The organism is Dactylosporangium sp. NPDC051541, assembly GCF_044454505.1.
GTDB lineage: Bacteria > Actinomycetota > Actinomycetes > Mycobacteriales > Micromonosporaceae > Dactylosporangium.
Window position 1 is genome coordinate 265,889 of record NZ_JBITDU010000005.1, and the last position, 24,974, is coordinate 290,862.

20 protein-coding genes are annotated in these 24,974 nt (G+C 72.4%); 6 read left to right on the top strand and 14 right to left on the bottom strand.

Annotated features, from left to right (window positions below; genetic code table 11):
- Nucleotide 1: 1 nt before the first annotated feature.
- The 4 genes from ACIA8L_RS25005 to ACIA8L_RS25020 are packed head-to-tail and all read right to left on the bottom strand — an operon-like array spanning nt 2 to nt 3,632.
- Nucleotides 2-856, bottom strand: a complete 855-nt coding sequence (locus ACIA8L_RS25005; protein ID WP_395908530.1) for a hypothetical protein — start codon at nt 854-856, stop codon at nt 2-4.
- A gap of 38 nt (nt 857-894) precedes the next feature.
- A complete protein-coding gene (locus ACIA8L_RS25010; protein ID WP_395908533.1) occupies nt 895-1,536 on the bottom strand; it encodes a response regulator in 642 nt (213 codons plus the stop codon).
- Nucleotides 1,533-2,702, bottom strand: a complete 1,170-nt coding sequence (locus tag ACIA8L_RS25015; protein WP_395908535.1) for a sensor histidine kinase — start codon at nt 2,700-2,702, stop codon at nt 1,533-1,535. Before ACIA8L_RS25015 ends, ACIA8L_RS25010 begins: the two co-directional genes overlap by 4 nt.
- A 9-nt stretch (nt 2,703-2,711) precedes the next feature.
- Nucleotides 2,712-3,632 carry a hypothetical protein gene (locus ACIA8L_RS25020; RefSeq protein ID WP_395908537.1) on the bottom strand — a complete coding sequence of 307 codons (921 nt, stop codon included), beginning with the start codon at nt 3,630-3,632 and terminating at the stop codon, nt 2,712-2,714.
- A 115-nt stretch (nt 3,633-3,747) separates the two neighbouring features.
- On the opposite strand from ACIA8L_RS25020, the gene ACIA8L_RS25025 reads away from it, so the two are divergent.
- The gene (locus tag ACIA8L_RS25025) at nt 3,748-4,827 is read left to right on the top strand and encodes a cellulose binding domain-containing protein (protein WP_395908540.1); all 1,080 of its coding nucleotides are present in this window, start codon (nt 3,748-3,750) and stop codon (nt 4,825-4,827) included.
- 11 nt (nt 4,828-4,838) lie between these two features.
- On the opposite strand, the gene ACIA8L_RS25030 is transcribed toward ACIA8L_RS25025, so the two are convergent.
- Nucleotides 4,839-7,436 (bottom strand): putative bifunctional diguanylate cyclase/phosphodiesterase, encoded by a 2,598-nt coding sequence (locus tag ACIA8L_RS25030; protein ID WP_395908542.1) that lies wholly within the window; start codon nt 7,434-7,436, stop codon nt 4,839-4,841.
- A 474-nt stretch (nt 7,437-7,910) separates the two neighbouring features.
- Between ACIA8L_RS25030 and ACIA8L_RS25035 the strand changes: the two genes are divergently transcribed.
- Nucleotides 7,911-8,270, top strand: coding sequence for a VOC family protein (locus ACIA8L_RS25035; RefSeq protein WP_395908544.1), 360 nt, complete (start codon nt 7,911-7,913; stop codon nt 8,268-8,270).
- A gap of 22 nt (nt 8,271-8,292) precedes the next feature.
- Here ACIA8L_RS25035 and ACIA8L_RS25040 read toward each other — a convergent pair whose 3' ends face one another.
- The 5 genes from ACIA8L_RS25040 to ACIA8L_RS25060 form a co-directional block, all read right to left on the bottom strand.
- Nucleotides 8,293-9,342 (bottom strand): cation diffusion facilitator family transporter, encoded by a 1,050-nt coding sequence (locus tag ACIA8L_RS25040; RefSeq protein ID WP_395908547.1) that lies wholly within the window; start codon nt 9,340-9,342, stop codon nt 8,293-8,295.
- A gap of 77 nt (nt 9,343-9,419) precedes the next feature.
- Nucleotides 9,420-11,720: an FtsX-like permease family protein gene (locus ACIA8L_RS25045; RefSeq protein WP_395908549.1), complete on the bottom strand. Its 2,301-nt coding sequence runs from the start codon at nt 11,718-11,720 to the stop codon at nt 9,420-9,422.
- Nucleotides 11,717-12,475 carry an ABC transporter ATP-binding protein gene (locus tag ACIA8L_RS25050; protein WP_395908551.1) on the bottom strand — a complete coding sequence of 253 codons (759 nt, stop codon included), beginning with the start codon at nt 12,473-12,475 and terminating at the stop codon, nt 11,717-11,719. Before ACIA8L_RS25050 ends, ACIA8L_RS25045 begins: the two co-directional genes overlap by 4 nt.
- 81 nt (nt 12,476-12,556) lie before the next feature.
- Nucleotides 12,557-12,991 carry a hypothetical protein gene (locus tag ACIA8L_RS25055; protein WP_395908553.1) on the bottom strand — a complete coding sequence of 145 codons (435 nt, stop codon included), beginning with the start codon at nt 12,989-12,991 and terminating at the stop codon, nt 12,557-12,559.
- A 55-nt stretch (nt 12,992-13,046) separates the two neighbouring features.
- Nucleotides 13,047-13,352 carry an STAS domain-containing protein gene (locus ACIA8L_RS25060; RefSeq protein WP_395908555.1) on the bottom strand — a complete coding sequence of 102 codons (306 nt, stop codon included), beginning with the start codon at nt 13,350-13,352 and terminating at the stop codon, nt 13,047-13,049.
- Nucleotides 13,353-13,686: 334 nt separating this feature from the next.
- Here ACIA8L_RS25060 and ACIA8L_RS25065 point away from each other — a divergent pair, with 334 nt between their 5' ends.
- The 3 genes from ACIA8L_RS25065 to ACIA8L_RS25075 are packed head-to-tail and all read left to right on the top strand — an operon-like array spanning nt 13,687 to nt 16,873.
- Nucleotides 13,687-14,949, top strand: coding sequence for an ABC transporter substrate-binding protein (locus ACIA8L_RS25065; RefSeq protein ID WP_395908558.1), 1,263 nt, complete (start codon nt 13,687-13,689; stop codon nt 14,947-14,949).
- The gene (locus ACIA8L_RS25070; protein ID WP_395908560.1) at nt 14,946-15,917 is read left to right on the top strand and encodes a carbohydrate ABC transporter permease; all 972 of its coding nucleotides are present in this window, start codon (nt 14,946-14,948) and stop codon (nt 15,915-15,917) included. The genes ACIA8L_RS25065 and ACIA8L_RS25070 overlap by 4 nt, the downstream gene beginning before the upstream one ends.
- Nucleotides 15,918-15,925: 8 nt before the next feature.
- Nucleotides 15,926-16,873: a carbohydrate ABC transporter permease gene (locus tag ACIA8L_RS25075; protein ID WP_395908562.1), complete on the top strand. Its 948-nt coding sequence runs from the start codon at nt 15,926-15,928 to the stop codon at nt 16,871-16,873.
- Here ACIA8L_RS25075 and ACIA8L_RS25080 read toward each other — a convergent pair.
- Both ACIA8L_RS25080 and ACIA8L_RS25085 read right to left on the bottom strand, forming a co-directional pair.
- Nucleotides 16,870-18,048 carry a hypothetical protein gene (locus tag ACIA8L_RS25080; RefSeq protein ID WP_395908565.1) on the bottom strand — a complete coding sequence of 393 codons (1,179 nt, stop codon included), beginning with the start codon at nt 18,046-18,048 and terminating at the stop codon, nt 16,870-16,872. The genes ACIA8L_RS25075 and ACIA8L_RS25080 overlap by 4 nt on opposite strands.
- Before the next feature lie 229 nt (nt 18,049-18,277).
- Entirely contained in the window at nt 18,278-18,775 is a 498-nt protein-coding gene (locus ACIA8L_RS25085) for a hypothetical protein (protein WP_395908567.1), read from the bottom strand.
- Between the two features lie 161 nt (nt 18,776-18,936).
- On the opposite strand from ACIA8L_RS25085, the gene ACIA8L_RS25090 reads away from it, so the two are divergent.
- On the top strand, nt 18,937-20,040 hold the full coding sequence (locus ACIA8L_RS25090) for a response regulator transcription factor (protein WP_395908569.1): 1,104 nt from the start codon (nt 18,937-18,939) through the stop codon (nt 20,038-20,040).
- Here ACIA8L_RS25090 and ACIA8L_RS25095 read toward each other — a convergent pair.
- Nucleotides 19,958-21,127, bottom strand: a complete 1,170-nt coding sequence (locus ACIA8L_RS25095) for a PQQ-dependent sugar dehydrogenase (protein WP_395908571.1) — start codon at nt 21,125-21,127, stop codon at nt 19,958-19,960. The two genes, ACIA8L_RS25090 and ACIA8L_RS25095, sit on opposite strands and share 83 nt — an antisense overlap.
- A 41-nt stretch (nt 21,128-21,168) precedes the next feature.
- Entirely contained in the window at nt 21,169-24,813 is a 3,645-nt protein-coding gene (locus tag ACIA8L_RS25100; protein WP_395908573.1) for a choice-of-anchor D domain-containing protein, read from the bottom strand.
- Nucleotides 24,814-24,974: the final 161 nt, after the last annotated feature.

Consider the following 24,974-nt stretch of genomic DNA (forward strand, 5'->3'; position numbering starts at 1 on the left):
GTCAGTCGGCCCGGGTGTACACCGTCGCGGCGTTCTCGTCGGTCAGGGACTTCGCGGTCCAGGAGTTCTTCGAGCACTCGTAGGGCTGCGGGTTGTTGTGCGGCGCGACGGTGTCGGTCAGCGGGTTGGCACCCTCGATCTTGACGGTCATGGACACCGTGCTGCCGGTCGAGGTGAAGAGGATCTGGTTGTTGGCGGTCTTGAGGTCCCACTCGTTCTTGCCGGTGAAGGACACTTCGACGGCCTTGCCGGTGTCCGTCTTGCCCCGGTACACGGCCTTGCTGAAGTCCTCGGTGGCCTTGCCGTCGACGGCGATCTTCCAGGTCCGCCCGTCGCCGCTGACCTTGACGTCGCCGAGCTTCTTGCCGTCGAGGGTGATGCTGCTCAGGTCGATCTCGGAGCTGTAGGTCGTCTGCTTCCAGTTGCCGATCAGGCACGGGTCGACCGGGCCGACCTGGGCCGGGGCGGCGCTGGCGGGGGCGCCGGTGGTGGCCGCGGCGCCGGTCGTCGCGGCCGGACCCTGGCCCTTCGGCTCGCCCGCCGGGTCATCCCGCTTCTGGACCAGCACGACGATCACCACCGCGACCGCCACGACCGCGAGGACGCCGAGGCTGGCCAGCAGCACGATCAGGCTGCCGTTGCGCCGCGGCGGCTGCGCGGGCGGCTGGGGCGGCTGGGGCTGGGCGTAATGCGGCTGGTAGGCCTGCTGGGGCGGGGCCGAGTAGGGCTGGTTGGCGTACGGGGGCGCGGAGTGCTGGGGCGCGGGGTGCTGCGGCTGCGGGTTGTACTGCCCCGTGTACTCCTCGCCGAGCGGCGAGACCTGGTAGTGCTCATATGGCGGACCCGGCTGCGACATGATTCCTCCCCGTAAAAACACATTCGCGTACGAGGATGTCACAAGCGCGCCGCATAGACCGCGAGCTGTACCCGGTTGGCACTTCCGGTCTTGATCATCAGGTTGGCCACGTGCGTCTTCACGGTCGTCACGGCCAGCCCGAGACGGCCCGCGATCTCCGGGTTGGACAGCCCCTCGCCGACGAGGGCGAGCACCTCCCGCTCCCGGCCGGTCAGGCCCGGCACCGCCGCCGTCATGGGCTCCACCAGCGGTGTCGTGGCCGCCAGGACCGCCCGCTCGACCAGGCGGCGCAGCACCGCGGGCGTGAACGGGCTGTCCCCGGCCGCGGCCCGCCGCACGCCGTCGAGCAGCTCGGCCGGTGCCGCGTCCTTGACCAGGAACCCGCAGGCCCCGGCGCTCAGGGCCGGGTACAGGTGGTCGTCGTCGTCGAACGTCGTGAGCACCACGACCCGCGCCGACGGCCGGGAGGCGAGGATCCGCGCGGTCGCGGTGGTCCCGTCGACGCCGGGCATGCGCAGGTCCATGAGCACCACGTCGGGCCGCAGCTGCTCGGCGAGCCGGACGGCGGCGGCCCCATCGGCCGCCTCCCCCACGACCTCGAGGTCGTCGACGGACTCGCAGAGCATCCGCAGCCCGGCCCGGACCAGCCGCTGGTCGTCGACGAGCAGCACCCTGATCATGCGGGCACCCACGCGCGCAGCCGCCAGCCGGCGCCTTCCGGCCCCGCCTCGAGCGCACCGCCGAGCCCGTCGACCCGCTCCCGCAGTCCGATCAGCCCGACGCCCCCGGTGCCGGTCCCGGCCCGGGCGCCGGTGTTGTGCAGGTCGAACTCGACGCGGTCGGCGGCCCGGTGGATGCGCAGGGTCGCGACCGGCGCCTCGCCCCCGTGGCGGGCGGCGTTCGCGAGGCCCTCCTGCGTCATCCGCAGCAACGCGAGGGCCGTGCGCGCCTCGAGCCCCGCGACGGCCGGGTCGATGTCGGCCGCGACCGCGAGCCCGACCTGGCGGCCGCGGTCCACGGCGGCGGCCAGCGCGACCGGCAGCGCGTCCGGGTCGACCAGCGCGACCGGTGGCGGGGCGCCCGGCTCCCGGAGCACGGCGACGAGGCGGCGCAGGTCGGCCAGGGCGCCGGCGCCGGTGTCGTGGACGTCGTCGAGCACCTGCCGCACGCGGGGGTCCTCCAGGGGCAGCACGTTGCGGGCCACCCCGACCCGCAGCACGATCGAGGCGACGTGGTGGGCGACGAGGTCGTGCAGCTCACGGGCGATGGCGGTGCGCTCGTCGGCGCGGGCCCGGGCCACGTCGGCGGCGGCCCGCTCGGCCACCTCCCGGCCGCGGTCCCCGAGAGCCCGAACCTGCAGCCCGAACAGCAGCGGCGTCACGGTCACCGTCAGGGAGCCGAAGAGCACGGTCAACGGCGTGGTCAGCAGCTCGTCGAGGTCGGACAGGACGGTGCCGGCGATGCCGAGGAGCAGCCCGGCCGGCACCTGGCGACCCCGGCGGCGGGCGCCGAGCTCGAACAGCACCCACGCCGTCGCCACCGTGGGCATGGTGTCGTTGTCGGCGCCCGCGAACCAGCCGGCCGACGAGATGACGGCCAGCGCCGCTACCGATGCCAGGGGCCACCTGATCGCCGGGAGGCAGGCGATCAGGACGGCCACGGCCACCCAGTGGTCCACTGTGGACATCGAGCGGCCCTCGGGGGTGAGCAGCAGGTAGCCCACACCGCAGAGCGCGACGAGATGCAGCCGGACGGCCGTGTACCGCTCCTCGAACAGCCGCCCTAACCAGAGCCGCCGCCGGCCGACCGCGTCTGCGCCGACGAGGCCTGTGTCGCCTGACAGCATCTGTGAAGCCTAACGGCGCCAGGCGAGCGCGGTGGCCCCCGCGGCCGCCGCGACCAGGGCGGCCAGCGCGATCAGGGTGGCCCGGTCCGGGTCCAGCAGCGGCTGTCCGCGCAGCGCCTGCCAGGTGACCAGGGCGAGCAGGCCCGCGTAGGCGCCGGCGAAGACGAACGTCAGGCGGGTGCGGCGGCCGGGGTCGGCGACCAGGCGGCCGAGCAGCATCGCGGCCAGGATCGTCGCCTGCAGCGCGTGGATGCCGACGAAGTGGCCGATGCGCAGGTCCCCGCCGGTCGTGCTCCAGCCGACCAGCGGCAGGCCCGGGCCGCCGTCGGCCACTCCGACCGCGTGGGCGCCCATCAGGGTCTCGGCGCCGTGGGCGTCGAGGTCCAGCTGGGCCCGTGTCGGTACCACCATGAAAAGCCCTTCGAGGAGGCCCAGGAGCAGGAGCACGAGCCCGAGGCGCACACCCCAGGCGAGAGCCCGATCCGTCGGCGGGTCGCGCCACAGGGCGATGGTGATGAGCAGGGTGCCGGCCCACAACACCATGATCATCAGGCCCATGCTCTGCCAGAGGGCGGCGTCGAGCGGCGTGGCCTCGTTGAAGTGGCTCGGGCGGCCGCGGGCGGCCTGGAACGCCACGATCGCCACCTCGAGGACCGAGATCACGGCGACGGCCGTGGCCGCCCACCGGGCCCAGCGGCGGCCGCGCCGGAGCCGGGCCAGGAGCCAGGCCAGGGTCAGCGCGTAGATCACGAAGGAGGCGGCGAACTTCGCCGGTTTGAGCCAGACGGGCTGGCCGAGGACGGTGCGATCGTCGACGGCCAGGCCCACCGCGCACACCGCGAGGAGCCCGGCCATGAGGACGGCCAGGGCCGTGAGCGGCGCGCTGCCGCGCCAGGCCAGCCGCAGTGGAGCAACAACAGGAGCGGTCATGCCGGACACGATCCGTGTGAACCTTTCACCGCACCTCCTGCCGTAGCAGGAGGTCGCCGGACCGGTGGCAGGATGCGCCATTGAGCTGTATCGAAGCGCTTGCTCTAATCCGGCCATGCGATGGCGTCTGGTGTCCACGATCGCGGCGGTGGCGGCCCTGCTGGCCGGGTCGATCGCCCTTGCCCGGCCCGGGTCGGCCGTGGCGGCGGCGCCGGTGCGGATCATGCCGCTCGGCGACTCGATCACCGGCTCACCCGGCTGCTGGCGGGCGCTGCTGTGGCAGCAGCTGCAGGCGAACGGGTACACCAATATCGATTTTGTCGGCACGCAGGCGCCGCAGGGGTGTGCGGTCCCGTATGACGGCGACGGCGAAGGGCACGGCGGCGCGCTGGTGACCGCGGTGGCCGACCAGAACCAGCTGCCCGGCTGGCTCGCCGCGACCCTCCCGGACGTGGTGCTCATGCACTTCGGGACCAACGACGTGTGGAGCAACCGGAGCACCGACACGATCCTCGCGGCCTACTCGAAGCTGGTCGACCAGATGCGGGCCAGCAACCCCTCGATGCGCGTCCTGGTCGCGCAGATCATCCCGATGAACCCGTCGACGTGCCCGGAGTGCGCGCAGCGAGTCGTGAACCTCAACGCGGCGATCCCGGGGTGGGCGGCCGGCAAGTCGACGTCCGCGTCGCCGATCGTCGTCGTGGACCAGTGGACCGGCTTCAACACCGCGACCGACACCGGCGACGGGGTGCACCCGAACGACTCCGGCATCCAGAAGATGGCCGCCCGCTGGTACCCGCCCCTGGCCAACATGCTGAGTGGCGTGATCCCCACGATCAGCCCGACCCCGTCCAGGAGCACGTCGCCGTCGCCGTCACGCTCGGCCGGCACCGGGACCGGTGGCTGCACCGCGACCTACACGCTGACCAACCAGTGGCCGGGCGGGTTCCAGGGCGAGGTCACGGTACGCAACACCGGTACGGCGGCCATCAAGGGCTGGACGACCCGGTTCACCTTCACCGGCGGCGCGACGATCAGCCAGGCCTGGAACGCCACCGTCACCCAGTCCGGGTCCGTGGTGACCGGGACGAACGTGAACTGGAACGGCGCCCTGGCCCCGAGCGCGTCCGCGACGTACGGCTTCATCGGCAACGGCACGAGCGGCGCCCCGGCCGTGACGTGCACCGCCGGCTGACGAGCAAACGGCTACGAGACCAGGGCGAACGCGCCGCGGGCCAGCAGCTCCCCGAACTCCCGCTCCGGCACCGGGCGGGAGAAGTGGAAGCCCTGGCCGACCGGGCAGCCCAGGCGGGCGAGTTCGCGCGCCTGGGCCGCGTCCTCGATGCCCTCGGCCACCACCTGCAGGTCGAGGGCCTGAGCCAGGTCGAGGATGGCCCGGGCCAGGGCCGAGTGCTCGGGTCCGCGGGCGACGCCGTCGACGAACGGCTTCGGGATCTTCAGGATGTCGATCGGGAAGGCGTGGAGGCGGGACAGGGAGGAGTACCCGGTGCCGAAGTCGTCGACGGCCAACCGCACCCCGAGCGCCTTGAGCTCGGCGAGGCGGCTGGCGGCGACCTCGGCGTCCTCGCTCAGCAGCGACTCCGTGATCTCGAGGGTGAGCCGGTCCGGGTCCAGCCCGCTGTGCCGGAGGGTCTGCTGGACGTACAGGGTGACCGCCGGGTCCTGCACCTGACGCGGTGACAGGTTGACGCTGATCTTCTTGTCGAGGGCGGCGGCGGCCCGGCACGCGATCCCGAGCACCTCGTAGCCGAGCGGCAGGATCAGCCCCGTCTCCTCGGCGAGCGGGATGAACCGGTCCGGCGGGATGAGCCCCTTCGTCGGATGGTTCCAGCGCACGAGGGCCTCGGCCCCGGTGATCGAGCCGTCCCGTAAATCGACGAACGGCTGGTAGTACACGACGAGCTCGTGCCGTTCGATCGCGCCCCGCAGGTCCTCGGCCAGGTCCAGCTTCTCCAGCAGCCCGGCCTGCATGCTCGGGGCGAAGTAGGCGAACCGGTTGCGGCCCTGGCGCTTGGCCATGTGCATGGCGACGTCGGCGTTGCGCAGCAGTTCGTCGGCGTCCGGCGGGCGGTCCGGGTCGGGCAGCGCGATCCCGACGCTGGCCTGCGGCTGGATCTCCCGGCCGCCGACGCTGATCGGCCGGCGCACGGCGCTCAGGACCCGCTCGGCCACCCGCGCCGCCTCGGCCGCGTCGTCGAGGTGCTCGAGCAGCATCGCGAACTCGTCGCCGCCGAGGCGGGCCGCGGTGTCGGCCGAGCGCAGGCACGAACGCAGCCGGTCGGCGGTGGTGCGCAGCAGCGCGTCCCCGGCGGCCCGGCCCAGCGAGTCGTTCACCGTCTTGAAGTCGTCCAGGTCGACGATGAGCAGGGCGATGTGGCGGTACGGTGTGCCCCGCCGCTCCAGCGCGTGATGGATGCGGTCGGCCAGGAGGGCCCGGTTCGCCAGCCCCGTCAGCCCGTCGTGGAACGCCTGGTGGGTGAGCTGGTCCTCGAGCACCTTGCGCTCGGTGATGTCGCGGGTGGTGAGCAGGTAGCCGCGGCCGTCGCCGTCGTCGACCGCCCGCCCCGTGGTCTCGGTGATCACGTACCGCTCGTCGGCCCGCCGCAACCGGCACTCGACCGGACCGACCAGGCCGTCCCCGTCGCGGGTGGCCAGCAGGAGCCGCACGCGGTCACGATCATCCGGGTGTACCAGCTCGAGCAGCGACCGCCCCTCGACGTCCGCGGCGGTCAGGCCCACCAGCGACTCGATCGACGGCGTCACATACTGGATCACGCCGTCCGGCCGGCAGATCGACACCAGATCGGTGACCTGCTCGGTGAGCCGCTGGAAACGCCCCTCCGCGCGCTGCCGCTGGACCTCGCGCAGGACGTTCACGACGTCGGCCAGGCGCACCAGAACGAGCACGAACAGTACACAGGAAGCGGTCAGAAAAACGGCGAGCTCGGTGGAGGCGGCCGACTTGATGGTGATGACGACCGGGATGAGCAGCGCGGCGACGGCCAGGAGCACGGCGACCCGCCCGCTGGACAGCCGCGGCGGGGCCGCCGGAAGCCGCTCGTCGACGGTGCGCATCGCCGGATGCAGCGCGGCACACCCGACGCACAGGTAGAACGCGCCCCAGGACGCGTCCACCCAGCTCCCGGCGTGGAAGTCGCCCCGCAGCGACTGCCAGGTGTAGACGGTGTCCGAGACCAGCAGACAGGTGAGACCCGCGAACAACAGGCGCAGTGGAGCGCCGCGGCCGGTCCGCCCCCCGCCGAGCCGGGCCATCACCGCGAGCACCAGCACGTCACCGAACGGATAGGCGACCGCCTGGACCCGCTCGGGGATCGTGATCGTCGGCACCGTGAGGTACGGCTCGATCAGGAAGACCCAGGTCAGTAGCGCGAAGCCGATTGTCACGATGGTGCCGTCGAGCACCGCGGCCCGGTCGCCGCCCGGATTCTGCCGCCGGACCAGGATCGCCAGCGACCCGGCCAGGCACGGATACAGCACCAGATAGAACGCGTCGGCGATGCCCAGCGACGGTGCGGGCTGTCCGTCGACGAGCTGCGGCCAGTAGAACAGGCACTCGCCGACACTGTACGACCCGAGCCCGGCCGCCGCGATCCACCACGGCAACGGCCGCGCCGGCCGGTGCACCGCGATCCCGGTGACGATGGCGACGACGGACGAGAAGGCGATGGCGGCCCAGAGCACGGTACGCAGCGGCGAGTCGGGCGTCACGAAGTAGACGACACCCAGCACTACACCGATCGCGGCATAGGCGCGCAGCAGCACTCGGCCCCCTTCGAACTGCACCCGACCGCCCAATCGACCCGCTTACGCCCCTCCTTACTGTTTTTCCTGATTCGTGAGGGAGACTTCGCCTCCACCCACACCCCCTCCCGATCCCCGCCACCACGCTCGGGCCGCCGGGGTCGGCCACCGGCGAACCTCGCACGAAAGCAGGACACATCCGAGCCGCGCCATTTCCACCAGCTGTTTGGACTAACGTGCGCTGCTGTGCTCTTCGGGGGCCGCGAGCAGCATCGGCGACACGGCGAAGTCATTGGGCGGACAAGCGCGCACCCGCAGCCTCGGCGATGCGGCAACGTTCGGCCCGAGCGCCGAGCCGGTGCCCGACCGCGTTGGGGCCACTGGTCCGCGCGGCCGTCGTCCTCGACCGTTGATCAGGTGGCCGGTCTTGCACATCGGCGCCGACGGCTGGGCCCCCGGTCTCGGAGCCGCTCCGGCAACGCTATGTTTCGTGTCGTGGGGACACTGGGCCGGCTCGCCGGCGTCACGATCGACTGCCGGGATCCGCGGCGGCTGGCCGAGTTCTGGGCCGCGGTGCTCGGAGGGCGGGTGACGGAGTCCCTGCCCGGCTGGCGGCGCGTCATCGTCGCCGACGGCTTTCCGGTGCTGACGTTCCAGCCGGTGCCCGAGCCCAAGGTCGGCAAGACGCGCCTGCACCTCGACGTCGCCGTCGCGGACGTCGACGAGGCGGTGGGCGGCGTCGAGGCGCTGGGTGGGCGGTGGACCGGCGAACGGCACGACTACGCCGAGGGCGCCGTGCTCGTCATGGCCGACCCGGAGAGCAACGAGTTCTGCGTCGTGCAGTACTACGCGTAGGTCAGGGTGACGGCGGGCGTCCTCAGGACCGGCGGTTCGGAGGTGTCGCGGCCGCGGGCCGGTAGGACTCGCCGTGGGAGTCCTCGCAGTGGGGGTCGTCCAGGAGCAGGTCGTGGCCGGGCGGGGCGGCGGCCGGGCTGGTGTCGGCGTGGTCGACCTGGAGGGTGGTGTGCGTGATGCGGTACTGCCGGCGCAGCATCGACTGGATCACGGCGCGCACGGCGTGGCAGTCGCGGCCGGCGGCGACGAGGACGTGGGCGGACATCGCCGGCTGGCCCGATGTGATCTCCCAGACGTGCAGGTCGTGGACCTCGACCACGTCCGGTACCGCCGCCAGCTGCGCCCCCAGCGCGGGCGGGTCGATGCCGGTGGGGGCCGCCTCCAGGAAGATCCGCCCGGAGGCCCTGATGAGCCCGTAGCCGGCCTTGAACATCAGCGCCACCACGACCAGGGTGGCGATGGGGTCGGCGCGGCTGAAGCCGGTCAGCAGGATGATCCCGCCGGCCACGGCGGCCGCGACGAACGCGAACAGGTCGTTGAGGACGTGCTGGAACGCGCCCTCGACGTTGAGGCTGGAGCGGTTGGCCCTGGACATCGCCCAGGCCGCGGCCACGTTGACGACGATGCCGGCCAGGGCGGTGACGAGGACGAGGCCACCGGCGACCGCGGGCGGGTCGATGAGCCGGCGCACCGCCTCGACCGCCAGCCAGATCCCGAGCAGGATCATCGTGAGGCCGTTGGCCTGGGCCGACAAGATCTCGGCGCGCTTCAGGCCGAAGGTGTATCCGCCCTTCGGCGGCCGGGCCGCGAGCCGCATGGCCACCAGCGCGAGCGCGATCGCCCCGGCGTCGGTGAGCATGTGCGCGGCGTCGGAGAGCAGGGCCAGGGACCGGGCGATCAAGCCGACGACGACCTCGCCGGCCATGAACACGCCGATCAGGGTCAGGGCCAGGGTGAGCCAGCGGCGGTCGGCGTCGGCCGACACGCCGTGGCTGTGCCCCGAGTGCCCACCGTGCTCGTGCTCATGGTCGTGATCGTGCGGTTCGTGACGCCCGGTGTCGCTGTTGCCCATGACCAGCGGCCCTTCCACTCCCCCGACTCATGCGCAGTCACGCATATGTCGTAAGAATACTCCACCGCGCAACCACCTCACTCGCGGATCGCGGCCATCCGCGCCGCCGGGGTGCGCAGGGCGAGCGCGGCCGGGATCAGCGCGGCGACCAGGGCGACCACCGTGCACACCCCCGCGACGCCCAGCACCTGCTCCCAGGGCACGGCCGGCGTCACCGACGCGCCGTACGTGCGCAGGTTCGGCACCATCGTCAGCAGCATCGCGCCGGTGACGACCGCGGCCAGGATCAGGCCGGCCGCCGCGCCCAGCAGCGCCTCCAGGCCGATCATGCCGAGGACCTGGCGGGGCGTGGTGCCGGCCAGGCGCAGGACGGCCAGGTCGCGGCCGCGGTCGGCGGTGGCCATGACCAGCGTGTTGGCGATGGCGATCGTCGTGTACAGCAGCGCCATCCCCAGCACCGTGAGCAGTGACAGGTCGTTCATGCGGCGCTGGCCGGACTCGAGGCCGGCGAAGTACTCGGCCGGCGTCAGCACCGTGCCCGGCGCCGCGGTGGCCGCGCCGGTGAGCAGGACGGCGTCGGGGTGGCCGGGGCCGAGCGACCACGGCAGCAGCAGCGAGTCGTCGAGGTCGATCGACGGGTCCAGCACGCCGGCGACGCGCAGGTGCACCGGGGTCGAGTCGCTGAGCCAGAAGTCGGCCGGGCCGCCGGTCTGCCAGTGCATGGCCGCCGCGAGGCCGTGGCCGACGACGACGGTGCCCTCGGCCGGCTCGGCGTTCAGCCGCATCGCCCGGCTCAGGCCGGGGCCGGCGAAGACCGCGTTGAACTGCTCCGGAGTCTCGTCGGCGTTGACGTACACCAGGCCGTTGGCCACCGGCACACCGCCGCCGGGCACACCGACCGGGTCGACGACGACGCCGGTCGCGCTCAGGCGGGCGGCGGCCGCGTCGGTCTCGGCCTGGTAGATCGTGGCCGTGACGGTGAGCGTGGACGCGGCGATGCCGACGGTGATGAAGATCGGGGCGACCGTCGACGCGGTGCGGCGCACGGCCGTGCGGGCGCCGTCGCGGGCCAGTGCGGCCGTCACCCCGGGGAGCGGGCGACCGGCCAGCCAGGCGGCGCCGGGGGCGAGCAGCGGGGCGAACATCGCCACGGACGTAATGGCGAGCAGGGCGTCGAGCAGTACCAATGCGATGCCTTCCGGTCCTTGCACCGGCACCCAGATCAGCATCGCCGCGGTGCCGCCGAGGAAGGCAAGGCCCGCCACCCAGCGCCCGGCGGTCATGACCCGCCGCTCCACGGCCGCCTCCCGCAGTGCCTCGATGGGCCGGACCCGGCCGGCCCGCCGGGCCGCGACCGCCGCGCCGCTGAGCGCGACGAGCAGGCCGGTGCCGAACGCGGCCAGCAGCGGCCACCACACGAACCCGGCGGTGAACCCGGGCGGCGCGAAGCCGTTGGCCGCCATGGAGTGCGCGAACGGAGGCGCCGCCCACAGGCCGGCCGCGCAGCCGGCGACCCCGGCGACGGAGCCGACGACGACCGCCTCCCCCAGCACCAGCCGGCGGACCTGCTTCGGCGTGGCCCCGGCCGCCCGCAGCAGCGCGAGCTCCCGCCGCCGCTGCTGCACGGCGAACGCGAACGTGCCGGCGACGACGAACACGGCCACGAACGCGGCCACCCCGGCCGTCGTACCCATGATCGACGCGGCCACGGCCAGCAGGTCGGCGTCGCCCTGGACCTCGGCCTCGGCCCGCCCGTCGCCGGTCAGCACCCGCGGCCCGGCGCCGACCGCGGCCCGCACCTGCTCCGCGGTCAGGCCCCGCACGGCGAGGGCGTCGACGCGGCCGTCGCTCAGCTGGGCGGCGACGGCGTCGGTGAGGTACACGGCCTCGGGGCCGCCGACGATCCGGGCCACCGTGAACTCGCGGCCCAGCAGCACGAGCCGCTGACCCGGCCGGTAGCCGCCGCCGGCGACGACGACCTCGTCATCGGTGCGCGGGCCGGCGTCGGCGGGCAGCCCGTGCAGCGCCGCCGTGGCCCAGGGGTGGGCGTTGCCGGGCAGCCAGCGGTCGGCGATCGCGCCCGGCAGCCTGGCCGCGAGGTCGGCCGGGAGCGGCTGGGAGCGCGGCGTCGCGGTGGTGCTCGTGTACTCGTCCTCGGTCCCCGGGGCGACCCGGACCGTGATCGTGTTGGGGCCGGCGACGACGACGTCGGCGGTGTCGTACCAGATCGGGTGGCGGTCGCCGCCGACGCTGGAGGCGAGCGTGAGCCCCGTGGTGGCCAGCAGGGTGACGCCGAGCCCCACGGCGATGAAGACGCCCGCGAAGGAGGTCCAGCGGGCCCGGGCCGTCTGCAGCGCGATACCGAACACGGCCGTCACACTCCCAGCGTCGTGTCGAAGGCGGTCTCCAGGGCGGTCATCCGCTCGGCCACGGCCTGCGGGGTCGGGGCCCGCATCTCGGCGACCACGCGGCCGTCGCCCAGGAACACGACCCGGTCGGCGTGGGAGGCGGCGAACGGGTCGTGGGTGACCATGACGACGGTCTGACCCTGGGTGTCCACCATGGACCGCAGCAGGGCCAGGACCTCGCGGCCGGTCCGCGAGTCCAGGGCGCCGGTCGGCTCGTCGGCGAAGAGCACGTCGGGCCGGGTGATGATGGCCCGGGCGATCGCGACCCGCTGCTGCTGGCCGCCGGAGAGCTCAGCCGGGCGGTGCCGGGCCCGGTCGGCCAGCCCGACGGCCGCCAGCACGGCCCGCACGTCGCGGCGGGCCGGCCGGCGCCCGGCCAGGCGCAGCGGCAGGGCCACGTTCTGCTCCGCGGTCAGCGACGAGAGCAGGTTGAAAGACTGGAACACGAAGCCGATCCGGTCCCGGCGCAGCAGCGTCAGCCCGGTCTCGTTGAGCGTGCCCAGGTCGATGTCGCCGACCCGGACGGCGCCGGCGGTCGGCCGCTCGAGCCCGGCGGCCGTCTGCAGCAGTGTCGACTTGCCGGACCCGGACGGCCCCATCACGGCCGTGAACGTGCCCCGTGCGAATCCCAGCGTCACCGAGTCGAGCGCGACGACACCGCCGAACCGCTTCTGTACCCCGTCGAGTGACACGACGTCCCCGGCCGCACCCCGTGCTTCGGTCATGCGTCGATGAAACCGTGTCCGGCGGCCCCGGAGCACGCCCGGCGGCTGGCGTCCTCGCGGTAGGGGTAGCCCTACTCCGCCCTACCGGGCGGGCACCGGGTACACCGTCCAGGGGGTGCTCTTGACGCCGCCGCGGGAGTCCATGCCGGTCTTCAGCCGCTCGCTGGTCTCGTGGGAGATGCCCGGCGACTCGAACGTGGGCACCTCGACCGCGGTCGCGGTGAACTGCTGCTTGTCGGTCCCGGAGTAGTCGATCCGCACGACGGTCGGCCCCTGCACGGTCTCCAGCAGCAGGAACACGTGGCCGGGCCCGGACAGCGGCGGCGTGCGGCGGCCCAGATCGATGCAGCTGCTGACCTCGCCGAACGGCGACGACTGCGCGAACAGCGAGCAGGCCTGCCGCTCCTGGTCGGCCAGGAACGACGAGCGCTGCGGGAAGCCCACGGCGAAGGGTCCGCCGCCACACACCAGCACCACCGCCGCGGCCGTGACCGCCGCCCACCCGAGTCGATTCATGCCGATATTGTTAGCAGATATCCGGCGTCGCGGGACGCCGTGGGAGGACCCGGGTTCACAGCACGGCGGTGGCCAGCAGGCCGCCGGTCGGGTCGGCGGCGCCCAGGAGCACCTGGACCGGCACGTCGAGGTCGTCGGCGGCGTCGATGGTGGCGAGGATGGCCCCGACCACGCGCGGGTCGAGGCGGGTCGCCCCCCGCAGGTCGATCACGATCGGGTCGGGCCGGTGGTCCAGGAGGGCTTCGACGAGGCGGTGCTGGGCCGCGGCGGCCCAGGACGCGTCGATCTCGCCCTGGAATCGGATGGCGACGGGGCTCTGCGGGTCGTGCAGGAGACTGACCGGGGAACTCTCGTGCGGCACGCTCGCCTCCGAGGTGTCGGTAGTTGTTGCACCCGCCGCCACATTAACGAACCGGCACCGCCCTGTGAACAACCAAATTGGTAGCGCTCCCATAACCGGCGCCTGACCTGCGGGAAATCATCAGACAACACGGTCGGCCACATTTCCATCACGCCGTGATAAAAGCTCCCCCGTTCGGCGCCCGTAAGTGACCGATCGACGCTGGGTAGCAGCTCAAGGTGCAATCAACAAGCACTACATACGCGCATACCGTCCCCACGGTCATGCGTGCGCCGCCCCGCCGAAGGAGTCGCCGCGCCGCGTCCTGGAGGAGCAATCTCAGGAGGGGTTTGGCGTGTGGAAGGGTCGTGTCGCGATCCTGGCCATTCTCGTGGTCTCGCTGATCTGCGGGCTGTCGATGTTCGCGGTGCGGGGCGCGAGTAACGACCAGCTCGAGGTGTACTCCTGGTGGACCGGGCCGGGTGAGGAAGAGGGCCTGGCCGCCATGGCCAAGTCCTTCGAGGGCACCAACCCGGGCGTGCGGTTCGTCAACGCGGCCGTCTCCGGCGGCGCCGGCTCCAACGCCAAGGCGATCCTCGCCAGCCGCCTGCTGGCCAACGATCCGCCGGACTCCTACCAGCGCCACGCCGGGCTCGAACTGCTCGACGACGTGCGCTCCGGCAAGGTCGAGGACCTGACCGACCTCTACCGGCAGCAGGGCTGGGCCAAGGTCTTCCCGAAAGGCCTGGTGGAGAACCTCACGATCGACGACAAGATCTACGCGGTGCCGGTCAACATCCACAGAGCCAACCTGATGTGGTACCTCCCGAAGACGATCCAGGACCTGGGGCTCGCCGGGCCGCCGAAGACGTGGGCGGAGTTCCTGCAGCAGGCCGAGCAGATCAAGGCCAAGGGCAAGGTCGCGCTCGCGGTCGGCCCGGAGTGGACGCAGAAGCACCTCCTGGAGACCGTGCTGCTCGGTGAGCTCGGCGCGGACAAGTACGACAAGCTGTTCGCGGGGCAGATCAGCTGGCTCTCGCCGGACGTGTCGGCCGCCCTCGACACCTACGCCAAGGTGCTCGCCGTGTCCGACGTCAAGTCCGCCGCCGGTGACTGGCAGCCGCAGCTCGACCGGGTGGTGTCGGGCTCGGCCGTCTACGCGGTGATGGGCGACTGGTCCTCCAGCTACCTCGAGCAGACGAAGGGCCTGCGCTGGCAGAGCGGCTACAGCGTGGCCGCCTCCCCCGGCAGCGACGGCGTGTATGACTTCCTGTCCGACACGTTCACGCTGCCGACCGGGGCCCGCCGCCCCGACCTGGCCAAGCAGTGGCTGATCGAGTGCGGCTCGACGGCCGGGCAGAACCTGTTCAACCCGTTGAAGGGCTCGATACCGGCGCGCACCGACGCCGACGCCGGCCTCTACAAGGACTACCTGGCCTGGGCGCTGCAGCAGTGGCGCGACCCGAAGACCCGGATCGTCGGGTCCCTCGCACACGGCGTGGTGGCGAACAACGCGTACAACGCGGAGATCGACTCGGCCCTTGGCCTGTTCGTGCAGGACGGCGACCAGGGCAAGTTCGCCCGGACCGTCGACGCGCAGTACCGGGAGACCCAATGAGCCAGCAGGTTGTCCACCGGGCCCGGCACTCCTCCGAGCCGCAACGGCCCGACTTCCGGCCGAAGCAGCGCCGGCCGCGCAAGCAGCGCGGGCCCCGCTGGCTGCCCGGCCTGGTGCTGGTCTCCCCCTCGCTGATCCTCATCGGTGTGTTCGTCTACGGGTTCCTGGGCTGGAACGTGCGCGTCTCGTTCACGAACTGGCGCGGGCTCTCCCCCAAATACCACTTCGTCGGCCTGGACAACTACACCGCGCTGCTGCGTGATGAGCGCTTCCGGGCCGACATGCGCAACCTCGTCGTCTTCACGTTCGTGTTCGTGACGGGCGCGCTGCTGCTCGGGTTCTTCATGGCGATGCTGCTGGACCGGGGCGTGCGCGGCGAGGGCTTCCTGCGCGGGGTGTTCCTGTTCCCGATGGCGATCTCGTTCATCGCCACCGCCATCGTCTGGCGCTGGCTGCTCGACAACGGCTCCGGCCCCGACACCGCCGGGCTCAACAAGCTGCTGGCCGACGTCGGGCTCGGGTTCCTGCGCAGCGACTGGCACAAGTCCGACTCGATCTGGGCCATCGCCGCCGTCGCGCTCCCGGCCGGGTGGGCGCTGTCGGGGTACGTCATGGCGCTCTTCCTGGCCGGTATGCGCGGCGTCAACGACACCCTGCGCGAGTCGGCCCGCATGGACGGGGCCAGCGAGACCCAGATCTTCTGGCACGTGGTGCGCCCGGCCCTGCGCCCGGTCACGTTCAGCGCCCTGCTGATCATGATCCACATCTCGCTGAAGACCTTCGACCTGCTCTACGCCCTCGACCAGGGCAACCTGCGCATCGACACCCCGTCGCTGTACATGTGGTTCACCACGTTCGACGGCGGCTTCTACGACCGGGGCGCCACCATCGCCACGGTCCTGCTCCTCGGGGTGGCCCTGGTGGTCGGCCCCTACGTCTGGTACAGCCTGCGCTCGGAACGGCGGTAACCGGTCCCATGAGTCGTCCCTTGGCCCGCGCCACCGCCGTCGTCCCACCGCCCGTCCGCCCCACCCGCCTGCCCCAGCCCGGCGATGTGCCCGAGCGCGAGATGCCGAAGTGGCAGCGCCCGGGCCCGGTGCGCACGACGCTGCGGTACGTCATCCTCTGGGCCCTGGCCGCGTTCTTCCTGATGCCCGTGTACGTGCTGATCGTGACCAGCTTCAAGAACCCGGCCGACGTGTCGGTGACCCGGATCTGGGAGCTGCCGACCAGCCTGTCCTTCGACAACTTCAGCGCGGTGCTGCCGAAGCTCTCCTCCGGCTTCCGCAACTCCCTGGCCCTGTCGATCCCGGCCAGCCTCATCTCGGCCCTGCTCGGCTGCGCGAACGGGTTCGTGCTGTCGAAGTTCCGGTTCCCGCTGTCCAACGTGGTGTTCCCGCTGATCCTGTTCGGCATCTTCGTGCCCTACCAGGCGGTGATCATCCCGGTCTCGCAGACCATGACCGGCCTCGGCCTGCGCGGCTCCGGCGACGCGACCGGCGGCCTGCTCGGCCTGATGCTGATCCACATCATCTACGGCCTGCCGATCACGACCCTGATCTTCCGCAACCACTTCGTGTCGATGCCCGACGCGCTGCTGGAGTCGGCCCGCCTGGACGGCGCGGGCGTGCTGCGGACGTGGGTCGATCTGGCGGTACCGCTGGCGAAACCGGCCTTCGCGGTCGCCGTCATCTGGCAGTTCACGTCGACCTGGAACGACTTCATGTTCGGCGCCATGATGACCAGCCGCGACTCCTGGCCGGTCACCATCGCCCTGAACAACGTGGCCGGCGGCCAGTCGGTGCCGTTCGGCCAGGCCATGGCCGGGGCGCTGCTGGTCAGCCTGCCCACCCTGGCGATCTACGTGCTCCTCGGCCGGTTCTTCATGCGCGGGCTGCTGGCGGGGACACTCCAGGAGCGTTAGTAGTCGACGTCATCGGTGGCCGCGAAGGGACCGACGACGAGGTTGCGGCGGAACGGGCCGCCCTGCACGCGGCCCACGTGGATCGTGAACTGCTGCAGGACCCGCAGCGGGCGCCCGGCGATGCGGATCGGGCGCCGCACCTCGTACAGCGGCGCCCACGGGCACTCGAAGTAGCAGCTGCTGCCGTCGCGGGTCCGGAACGCCACCACGTCACCGACCGCGATCGCGGCGTCGATCTCGGCCTTCAGGGCCAGGGTGGCGGCCGAGTCGGGGTCGTCGTCCCACAGCGCGGCGATCGCCCTCCTCGCCTTCGGGTCCTGCTGCCACCGCCCGAGCGTGACCGGGTCGGTCAGGCACCACGCGTCGAAACGGTCCGCGCCGGGCAGGGTCCGCACGTCGGGGCGCGGGGCCGGGCGCAGCGTCCGGTAGTCGCCCAGCAGGCGCGGCCGGGCGGCCAGCTGCCCCACGTGGAACCACAGCTCGATCGCGTTCTTGAGGTTGCCCTCGATGAGCTCGTGCAGCCGCGCGTCGTGCCGCTCGGTGCGCAGCGCCACCGCGTAGTCGGCGGCCGCGCACGCCTCGGCGTTGAGCTGCTGGAGCTTGTTGACGGCGGCCCGGTGCTCGTCCGGCACGCCGGCGTGCTCCAGGGCGAACAGGGCCACGTCGATGTGCTGGCGCAGCAGCGGGATGGCGGCCAGCAGCGCGGCGAGGTGCTCGGGCGGGCACGGGTCGGCCTCGGCCCACTCCGGCAGCGCGGCCGGCAGGTCCAGCTCCTTGGCGATGTCGTAGTCGGGGTTGACCCGGGCCTGCCGCGCCCGCGACACCCAGCCCTCGACCGCCGCCAGCCACGCCGACACCTGGTCGAACGTCACCGCCGGCACGTAGCCGACGGTGCCCGGCCGGGCCGCGTAGTCGGCGTCGAGGAACTGCTCGCCGAGGGTCTGCAGCAGGTACCCGTTCCACGCCGCCAGCAGCAGGCTCCCGGTCGCCGGCGGCGTGTCCCACAGCGTGCGGCCGTCGGCGACGAGCTGCTCGCGGGCCTGGTCGGCGTGGATCAGCTCGTCGTAGGCGGCCTTCCCGGCCGTCCGCAGGGCTTCGAGCACCATGGCGTCGCGTTCCTTGGCGAAGGAGGCGCGCAGCTTCGTCATCATCGAGGGACGCATCGGATCGGGCACCGCCTCAAGATAGCGATCCCCCGCTATGGTCGGGGCCCATGATGCCGCAGGACCGGACCGGCTACTGGCTGACCCCGAGACTGCCGAAGTCGTACATCCCGTAGCACTGGGTCACGAAGACGTTCGTGAGGCGCGGGTTGCGGTAGTTCAGCGCCTTGTCGAACACGAACGGCACCATGACAGCAAGCCTGGGCGACCACCGCACCCCCGGCATCGGCCGAACCGCCTGCTATGCGACGTACTCCTGCGCCCAGACGGTGCCGCCCCGCCAGACCGAACCGTCCGAGACGTAGGCATAGACCTGGGTCGCGTACCAGCCCACCCCGCAGGATGCCTTTCCCCCGTAGTTGTAGACCTGCGACGGCCCGTACGGCCCCCACTGATTGACCCCGGTGTACCCGTAGAGCCAGTCGGTGTTGCGGCACAGGTACCAGCTCGACCCGTTCCACTTGAACACGTCCAGCCGAACCGCCGCGTAACTGTTCACCAGCCCCGCCCCGCACCCCGCCCCACGCGCGTAGACGTTCGCGTAGGCGAGGTTCCCGGAGAACGTGGCCCCCGTGTGGTCGATCCCGGCGTCCCCTTGCACACAGAGGTTGCCGCTGTTGTACACCGTCGCCCCGTTGGTCCAGGTCCAGGCACTGGCCGGCGAACCACCCGCCAGCACCGCTCCAACCGCCGCCACGGTCGCCACCACCAGCGGCAGAACCCGTCGAATACCGAACATCGCCCCTCCCTCGTCGAGCACGCGGAGCGTTCGCCCCACACCCGACAGATCCGCGGAGAGGACCCGTGATCTGTCACCTACCCGTCACCCCGGCCGATGTACTGCCGGAGGGCGCTCCCGTGGTCCGTCACCTTCGCGGCGATGTGGCGTTGGCCTGTGGGATGAGTCGACTCCTCGTTGTCGAGGACGATCCGGATATCGCCATGGCGCTTCGCCTGCTCCTCACGCGGGCGGGGCATCAGGTCGCGCATGCGAAGGACGGCCGGACCGGCCTGCGGTACGCGTACACCGAGCGCCCGGAGCTGGTGATCCTCGACATCGGCCGGCCGGGGATGGACGGCTGGCAGGTGCTGGAGCGGCTGCGTGACGTCAGTGACGTGCCGGTGCTGCTGCTCACCGCGCACGGCCAGGAGTCGGACAAGGTCCGCGGCCTGCGCGGCGGGGCCGACGACTACCTGACCAAGCCGTTCACCAACGCCGAGCTCGTCGCTCGGGTCGAGGCGCTCCTGCGGCGGTCGGCCGGTCCGGCGTCGTGGGCCGACGAGGTGTACGACGACGGCGTCCTGCGCATCGATCCGGCGGCCCGCCGGACGTTCGTTGCCGGCGACGAGGTGCGGCTCACGCCGACCCAGTTCCGGCTCCTGCACGTGCTCGTCCGGCATGCGGACGCGTGGCTCTCGCCGAACCAGCTCCTCGCCCAGGTCTGGGACGACCCGGCCGGTGCCGGGCCGGAGCGGGTGAAGTTCGAGGTGCTGCGCCTGCGCCGCAAGCTCGGCTGGGTCGACGCCGAGAACGCGCCGATCCAGTCCGTGGGCCACCGCGGGTTCCGGTATCGGCGGCCCGAGCGCGGCGGCGGCCGCATCCTGGTGCCCGCCGGCCCGGCGTCGGCGCACGGGGCCACACCGGCGGACCGCGACGAGCGGGCGGCGGACGAGGTGGTGTCCAGCGCCGCCGCGATCGTCGCTCGAGCGGCCGCGGCCGCGGCCGCGGCCGCATCGGCGTCGGCAGCGGCGGAGGCGCGGATCGAGCTGTACCTCGACACCGACGACGAGGCCGTCGCGGAGCGGGTGTTCCGGGCCGCCGATGCCCCCGCCGCGCCCTGGCCGCCCTGGCGACCGCCGTGTCGGTCCTCGACGACGACACCGAGCCCGCGACGGACGCGCGGCCGGGCTGATCACCGGCTCAGCGGAAGGTCAGGCGCAGGAGGCGGTCGTCGTCCGGGGCGGGACCCTTCTCGTTGCGGCCGTCGCGGTTGGACGTGGTGATCCAGACGCTGCCGTCGGGGGCGGTCACCGCGGTTCGCAGGCGGCCGTAGCGTTCGGTCATGGCTTCGAGCGGTTTGGCGGCCACGCCCACGCCGGTGCGCCACTGGACCGGGGCGGAGTCGGTTGTGGCGGACGCGGAGGGGGCGGGGGCTCGGCCCAGCGGCACGAGGTAGATGCGCTGGCCGCGCAGGCATGTCACCACCGCGGTCGAACCGACGACGGCCACGCCGGCGCTGACGCCGACCTCCGGGTGCCAGGCTACTACCGGGTCCACGTAGCGCGGGTTGCCGCCGATGCCTTCCACCACGGGCCAGCCGTAGTTCGCGCCCGGGCGGATGATGTTCAGTTCGTCCCACACCGCCTCGCCGATCTCCGCCGAGTACAGCGTGCCGTGCTCGTCCCAGGCCAGGCCCTCCGGGTTGCGGTGGCCGTAGGACCAGACCAGTGAGCGCGGGAACGGATTGCCCGGCGGGGGTCTGCCGTCCTCGGTCATGCGCAGGATCTTGCCGCCCAGGCTGCCGAGGTTCTGCGCGGCCTCCGTGTGGGAGGCGTCGCCGGTCGTGGCGTACAGGTAGCCGTCGGGCCCGAACGCCAGGCGGCCGCCGTCGTGGATGCCGCCCTTCGGGATGCCGGTGACGATCGGCTGGGGGCGGGAGTGCCCGTCCAGGCGGAGCTTCGCGATCCGGTTGTCCACGGCCGTGGTGTAGAAGACGAACACCACATGATTCGACTTGTACCGCGGGGAGACCGCGATCCCCAGGAGTCCGCCCTCGTTGTCGGAGGTCGCCTCGCCCACGCGCAGCAGCGGTGTCACGGTGCCGGTGGGGGTGACGCGCAGGATCCGCAGCGTGCGGCGCTCGGTCAGCAGGGCGTCGCCGCCCGGGAGGAACGCGAGGCCCCACGGGACGTCCAGGTGCTTCGCGATCGTCGCCGTGCTCAGCCGGGCGTCGGCGCCGCCGGACGGGTCGGCCGGGGCGTGGCGGAAGTCGGTGGGATTGATCGGCGGCAGGTCGCGGCCCGCGGCCCGGGCCGGTGAGCAGCCGGCCAGCAGGCAGAGTGTCAGCAGCGCGATCCCGGTTCGACGCACACAGCCGACGGTGCGCCGAACCGGGATGAGCCGGCCTCACATCACGAGGAGTACACCTCCAGCTCCGACAGCTGCCCGGCGGGCCACCCGGTGTTGCCGGTGACGGTGATCCGCAGGTAGCGCACGCCGGCGGCGGGGAACGTCAGGGCGACGGTGTTGCCGGTGGCGGGGTCGAAGGCGCAGGGGCGGGCCGCGACGAGGGTGGCGCCGGTGGTGAAGTCGGTGACCGTGACCGTCTCCGTGCGGGCCGCCCACGCCGTCGCCGGTGGCAGCCGCAGGACGACCCGGCCGACCGCGCTCGTCGCGCCCAGGTCGACCTGGATCCACTGCGGGAACGCGTTGTTCGTGCTCTCCCAGTAGGTGTCGGCGTTGCCGTCGACCGCGTTGCCGGCCCCGTAGTTCTGCGTGTTCGACGATTGGGTCACCGTCTTGCGCAGGGCCAGGTTCGTGACCGTCGCCGCGACTCCGGCTCCGGCCAGAGCCACTGTCGCTTCAGCGTTGGCGGCGGTACTGCGAATGCTGAGTGTCCCGGTGCGGTTGCCGGCCGCGCTGGGGTGGAACGTGACGGTGGCCGTGCAGTTGGCGCCCGCGGCGATGGTGGTGCCGCACGTCGTGGTCACGGTGAAGTCGCCGGTCGCGGTGACGGACTGGACCGTGGCCGGGGCGGTGCCGGTGTTGGTGACGGTGACGGTCTGCCAGTCGCTGTTCTCGTTGACGTTCGTGTCGGCGAAACGCAGTGACGTGGGACTGAGCGCCAAGGTGGCCGTCCCGCCGCCCGTGCCGTACACCTCGAAGGACGACAATTGCCCGGCCGGCCAGCCGGTGTTGCCGGTGATGCTCAGCCGGACGTAGCGGGCCGTGACCGCCGGGAACGTGGCGCTCGCGGTGTTGCCGGTGGCCGGGTCGAACAGGTAGTCGGTGGCGGCGACGGCGGAGCTCCACTGTGCACCGTCCACACTCGACTGGATCGTCAGTGTCTCCCGGCGCGTGGCCCAGGCGGTCGCCGGGGGCAGCCGCAGGGTCACCTTGCCGACGCTCGCCGAGGCACCCAGATCGACCTGGATCCACTGCGGGAACGCGTTGTTGGCGCTCTCCCAGTAGGAGCTCGCATCCGCGTCGGTGACGTTCGACGCCGGGTAGCCGCCCTGGGTCGACTGTGCGGTCGCGGGCCGGCCGGCGGCCAGGTTGGTCGTGCTCGACGCGGGTACGCCGGTGCCGGTGAGCTGCACCGCGACCGCGCCCTGGCCGTCGTCGCCGGTGATCGAGTACACCGCCGACTGGGCGCCCTGCGTGCTCGGTGTGAAGGTGACGGTCTGGTGGATGACGTCACCGGGTGAGAGCTGCTGGCCCTCGGAGACGGGGGTCGTCGTGTTGAACGCGCCGACCGGCGGGGCCGCCTTCGTCAACGTCAGCGTGATGTTGCCGGTGTTCGCGATGTCGAAAGTCTGTGTCGCGGTGGTACCGACGGTCACGGACCCGAACGCGACCGGGTTCGGGGTGATGGTGAGGTGGGCCGCTCCGGCGACCGCGGTGCCGCTGAGCGGGACGGTGACCGGGCCGGCCGAGCTGGTGACGGTGAGTGAACCGGCCTGAGAACCGGCGGTCGTCGGCGCATACTTGACCGCGACGGACACCGAGGCGCCGGCCGCGATCGTCGCGCCGTTGGCCGGGAACCCGGTCGCGGTGAACGGCGCCGCGGGCGCGGTCGAGCCGGTGATGGTCACCGCGCTGGTGCCGGTGTTCGCAATGCTGACCCCGAGAGTCTTCGAGGCGCCGGTCGGAACGGTTCCGAAGGACAGCGACACCGGAGTCGCGCCCAGGCCCGCCCTGGTCCCGGTGCCGTGCAGATCGAGTGCGACCGTGCCCGCGTCCGTGGTGAACGTCAGGCTTCCGGTGGCGCCGCCGGTGGCCGTGGGCGTGAAGCGGACCGGGACGCTCAGGGTCTGCCCGGTGTTCAGGCTGACCGGCAGTGCGGGTGGCGTGGTGCCGAAGGGGGCGGCCGCGGTCACGGCGGTGATGCGGACGGCGCGGGTCGCCGTGACCGTGACCGTCGCGCTGGCGGTGCCGCCGACGGCGACGTTGCCGAAGTCGGTCGGCGGGGCGCTCAGCGCGGCCGTGGTCGGGCGGCCGAAGCCGAAGATCCGCCCGTCCCGGTTGCCGACGTAGACCCGGCCGTTGTCGCTCGCGGGGATCGCGAACTTCGTGGCGGTGCCGATCGGGGCCGAGTACCGGAGCCGCAGCTGTCCGCTTGCCGGGAGGGCGTCGTAGGCCCGCAGCTGGCCGTTGGCGCCGGTGGAGCCGTCGCTGTAGACCGCCCAGACGATCGCGGAGCCCGAGGTGGTGCCGGACGAGGTGACGATCGGGGACCCGGAGGTGTACCCGAAGGTCGCGGGGCTGGTCGCCGCCGAGGTCAGGGTGGGCAGGCCGGAGCCGTTGACACCGTACTTGAAGGCGCGCAGGAAGCCCTGGTTCTCCACCTGGTAGACGTAGCCGCCGTCGCCGCCCCAGACCGCGGGGTGGCCCCAGACGCCGCTGTAGGGCCCGGCCGGCGGGACGAGGGAGGCGTCGGTGCCGCCTGGGCCCTGGGCCATGCCGCCGAGGTTGTCGCGGTCGAGGAGGTACACCCGGCCGTCTTTCCCGGTCTGGACGAGCAGGTGCGGATGCGCGGCGGTGCCGAAGGACGCGGGCAGGGCGACCGGGCCGCCGGAGCCGAAGTCGGTGTCGTCCTGATCGAGCTTGCCGTTGTTGGCCGGGCTGAAGAAGTCCCGGGCGGTGAGTGAGCCGTCGCCGTTGACCTGCAGGCGGATCACGGACTCGGCGAGGGTACCGGGCGGGCTGGTACCGGGGCCGGGCGCCGGTGACACGCCGTTGCCGGTGGCCACGATGATCCGCCCCGGCCCGTCGGAGACCAGGCCGCCGCCGGACTGCCAGATGCCCCCCATGCCGGTGGAGCGGCCGGCCTCGGTGGACCACAGCGTCGACATGGCGGGCGTGGTCGTCTTGACGCCGGCGATGTACCCGACGTAGGGCCCGTAGTCGCAGTGGCTGGCGAACCCGGCGTAGACGACGCCGTCGAGCAGCAGCAGGCCGGGGCGCTGGGCGGCGGTCTTCGGGTTGAACGTGTTGGCCGGGTCGTTGGTCGGCGAGCCCTGGATCGTCACCGGCCAGCCGCCGCGCTCGGCCCCGGTCGCCGGGTTGATCGAGTGCAGGTAGAAGTGCGGGTGGTTCGCGTCCGCGCCGTCGTTGACCTTGGCCGTGAAGAACACCGACTGCGTCGCCGGGTCGTAGACCGGGGTGCTGGTGACGCCGATGTTGGGCACCAGGTCGCCGCAGCCGATCGCCGACGCCGGCCAGGCCGGCCCGACGCTGCGGGACCAGATGATCGCCCCGGTCTGCGGGTTGAGCCCGTAGACCCAGTTGTTCTCGGTCGCCGCGATGAGCGTGCCGCCGGCGACGATCGGCTGGGCGTAGATCTGCCCGTTGAGGTCGGTGGCGAAGAGCGGCCCGAAGTCGGCGGCGGAGACGGCCGACGGCCCGAGCGCGGGCTCGTTGGGGTCCCAGCCGGTGCGCAGGGTGTCGACGGAGGCGGTGGTGACGTCCGCGTGTCCCGGCGTGGTGATCAGCGTGGCGGCGCCGATCGCCAGGAGGGGCGGGAGGAGGGCAGCGACCAGCCGGCGTGCGGCCATGACGGCTCCAGGTGGGGGGTGTGGTCTCGCTGGGGTGTGGATTCGCGGGACTCGATTGGATCAGCACCGTAACTCCATCGACATCTGTGCGCAAGATGCCAACGAATGCCAGAAATATTTGCAAGCCTCGTTGCAAAACTCTCCGTTGGCGCGCGTTACCT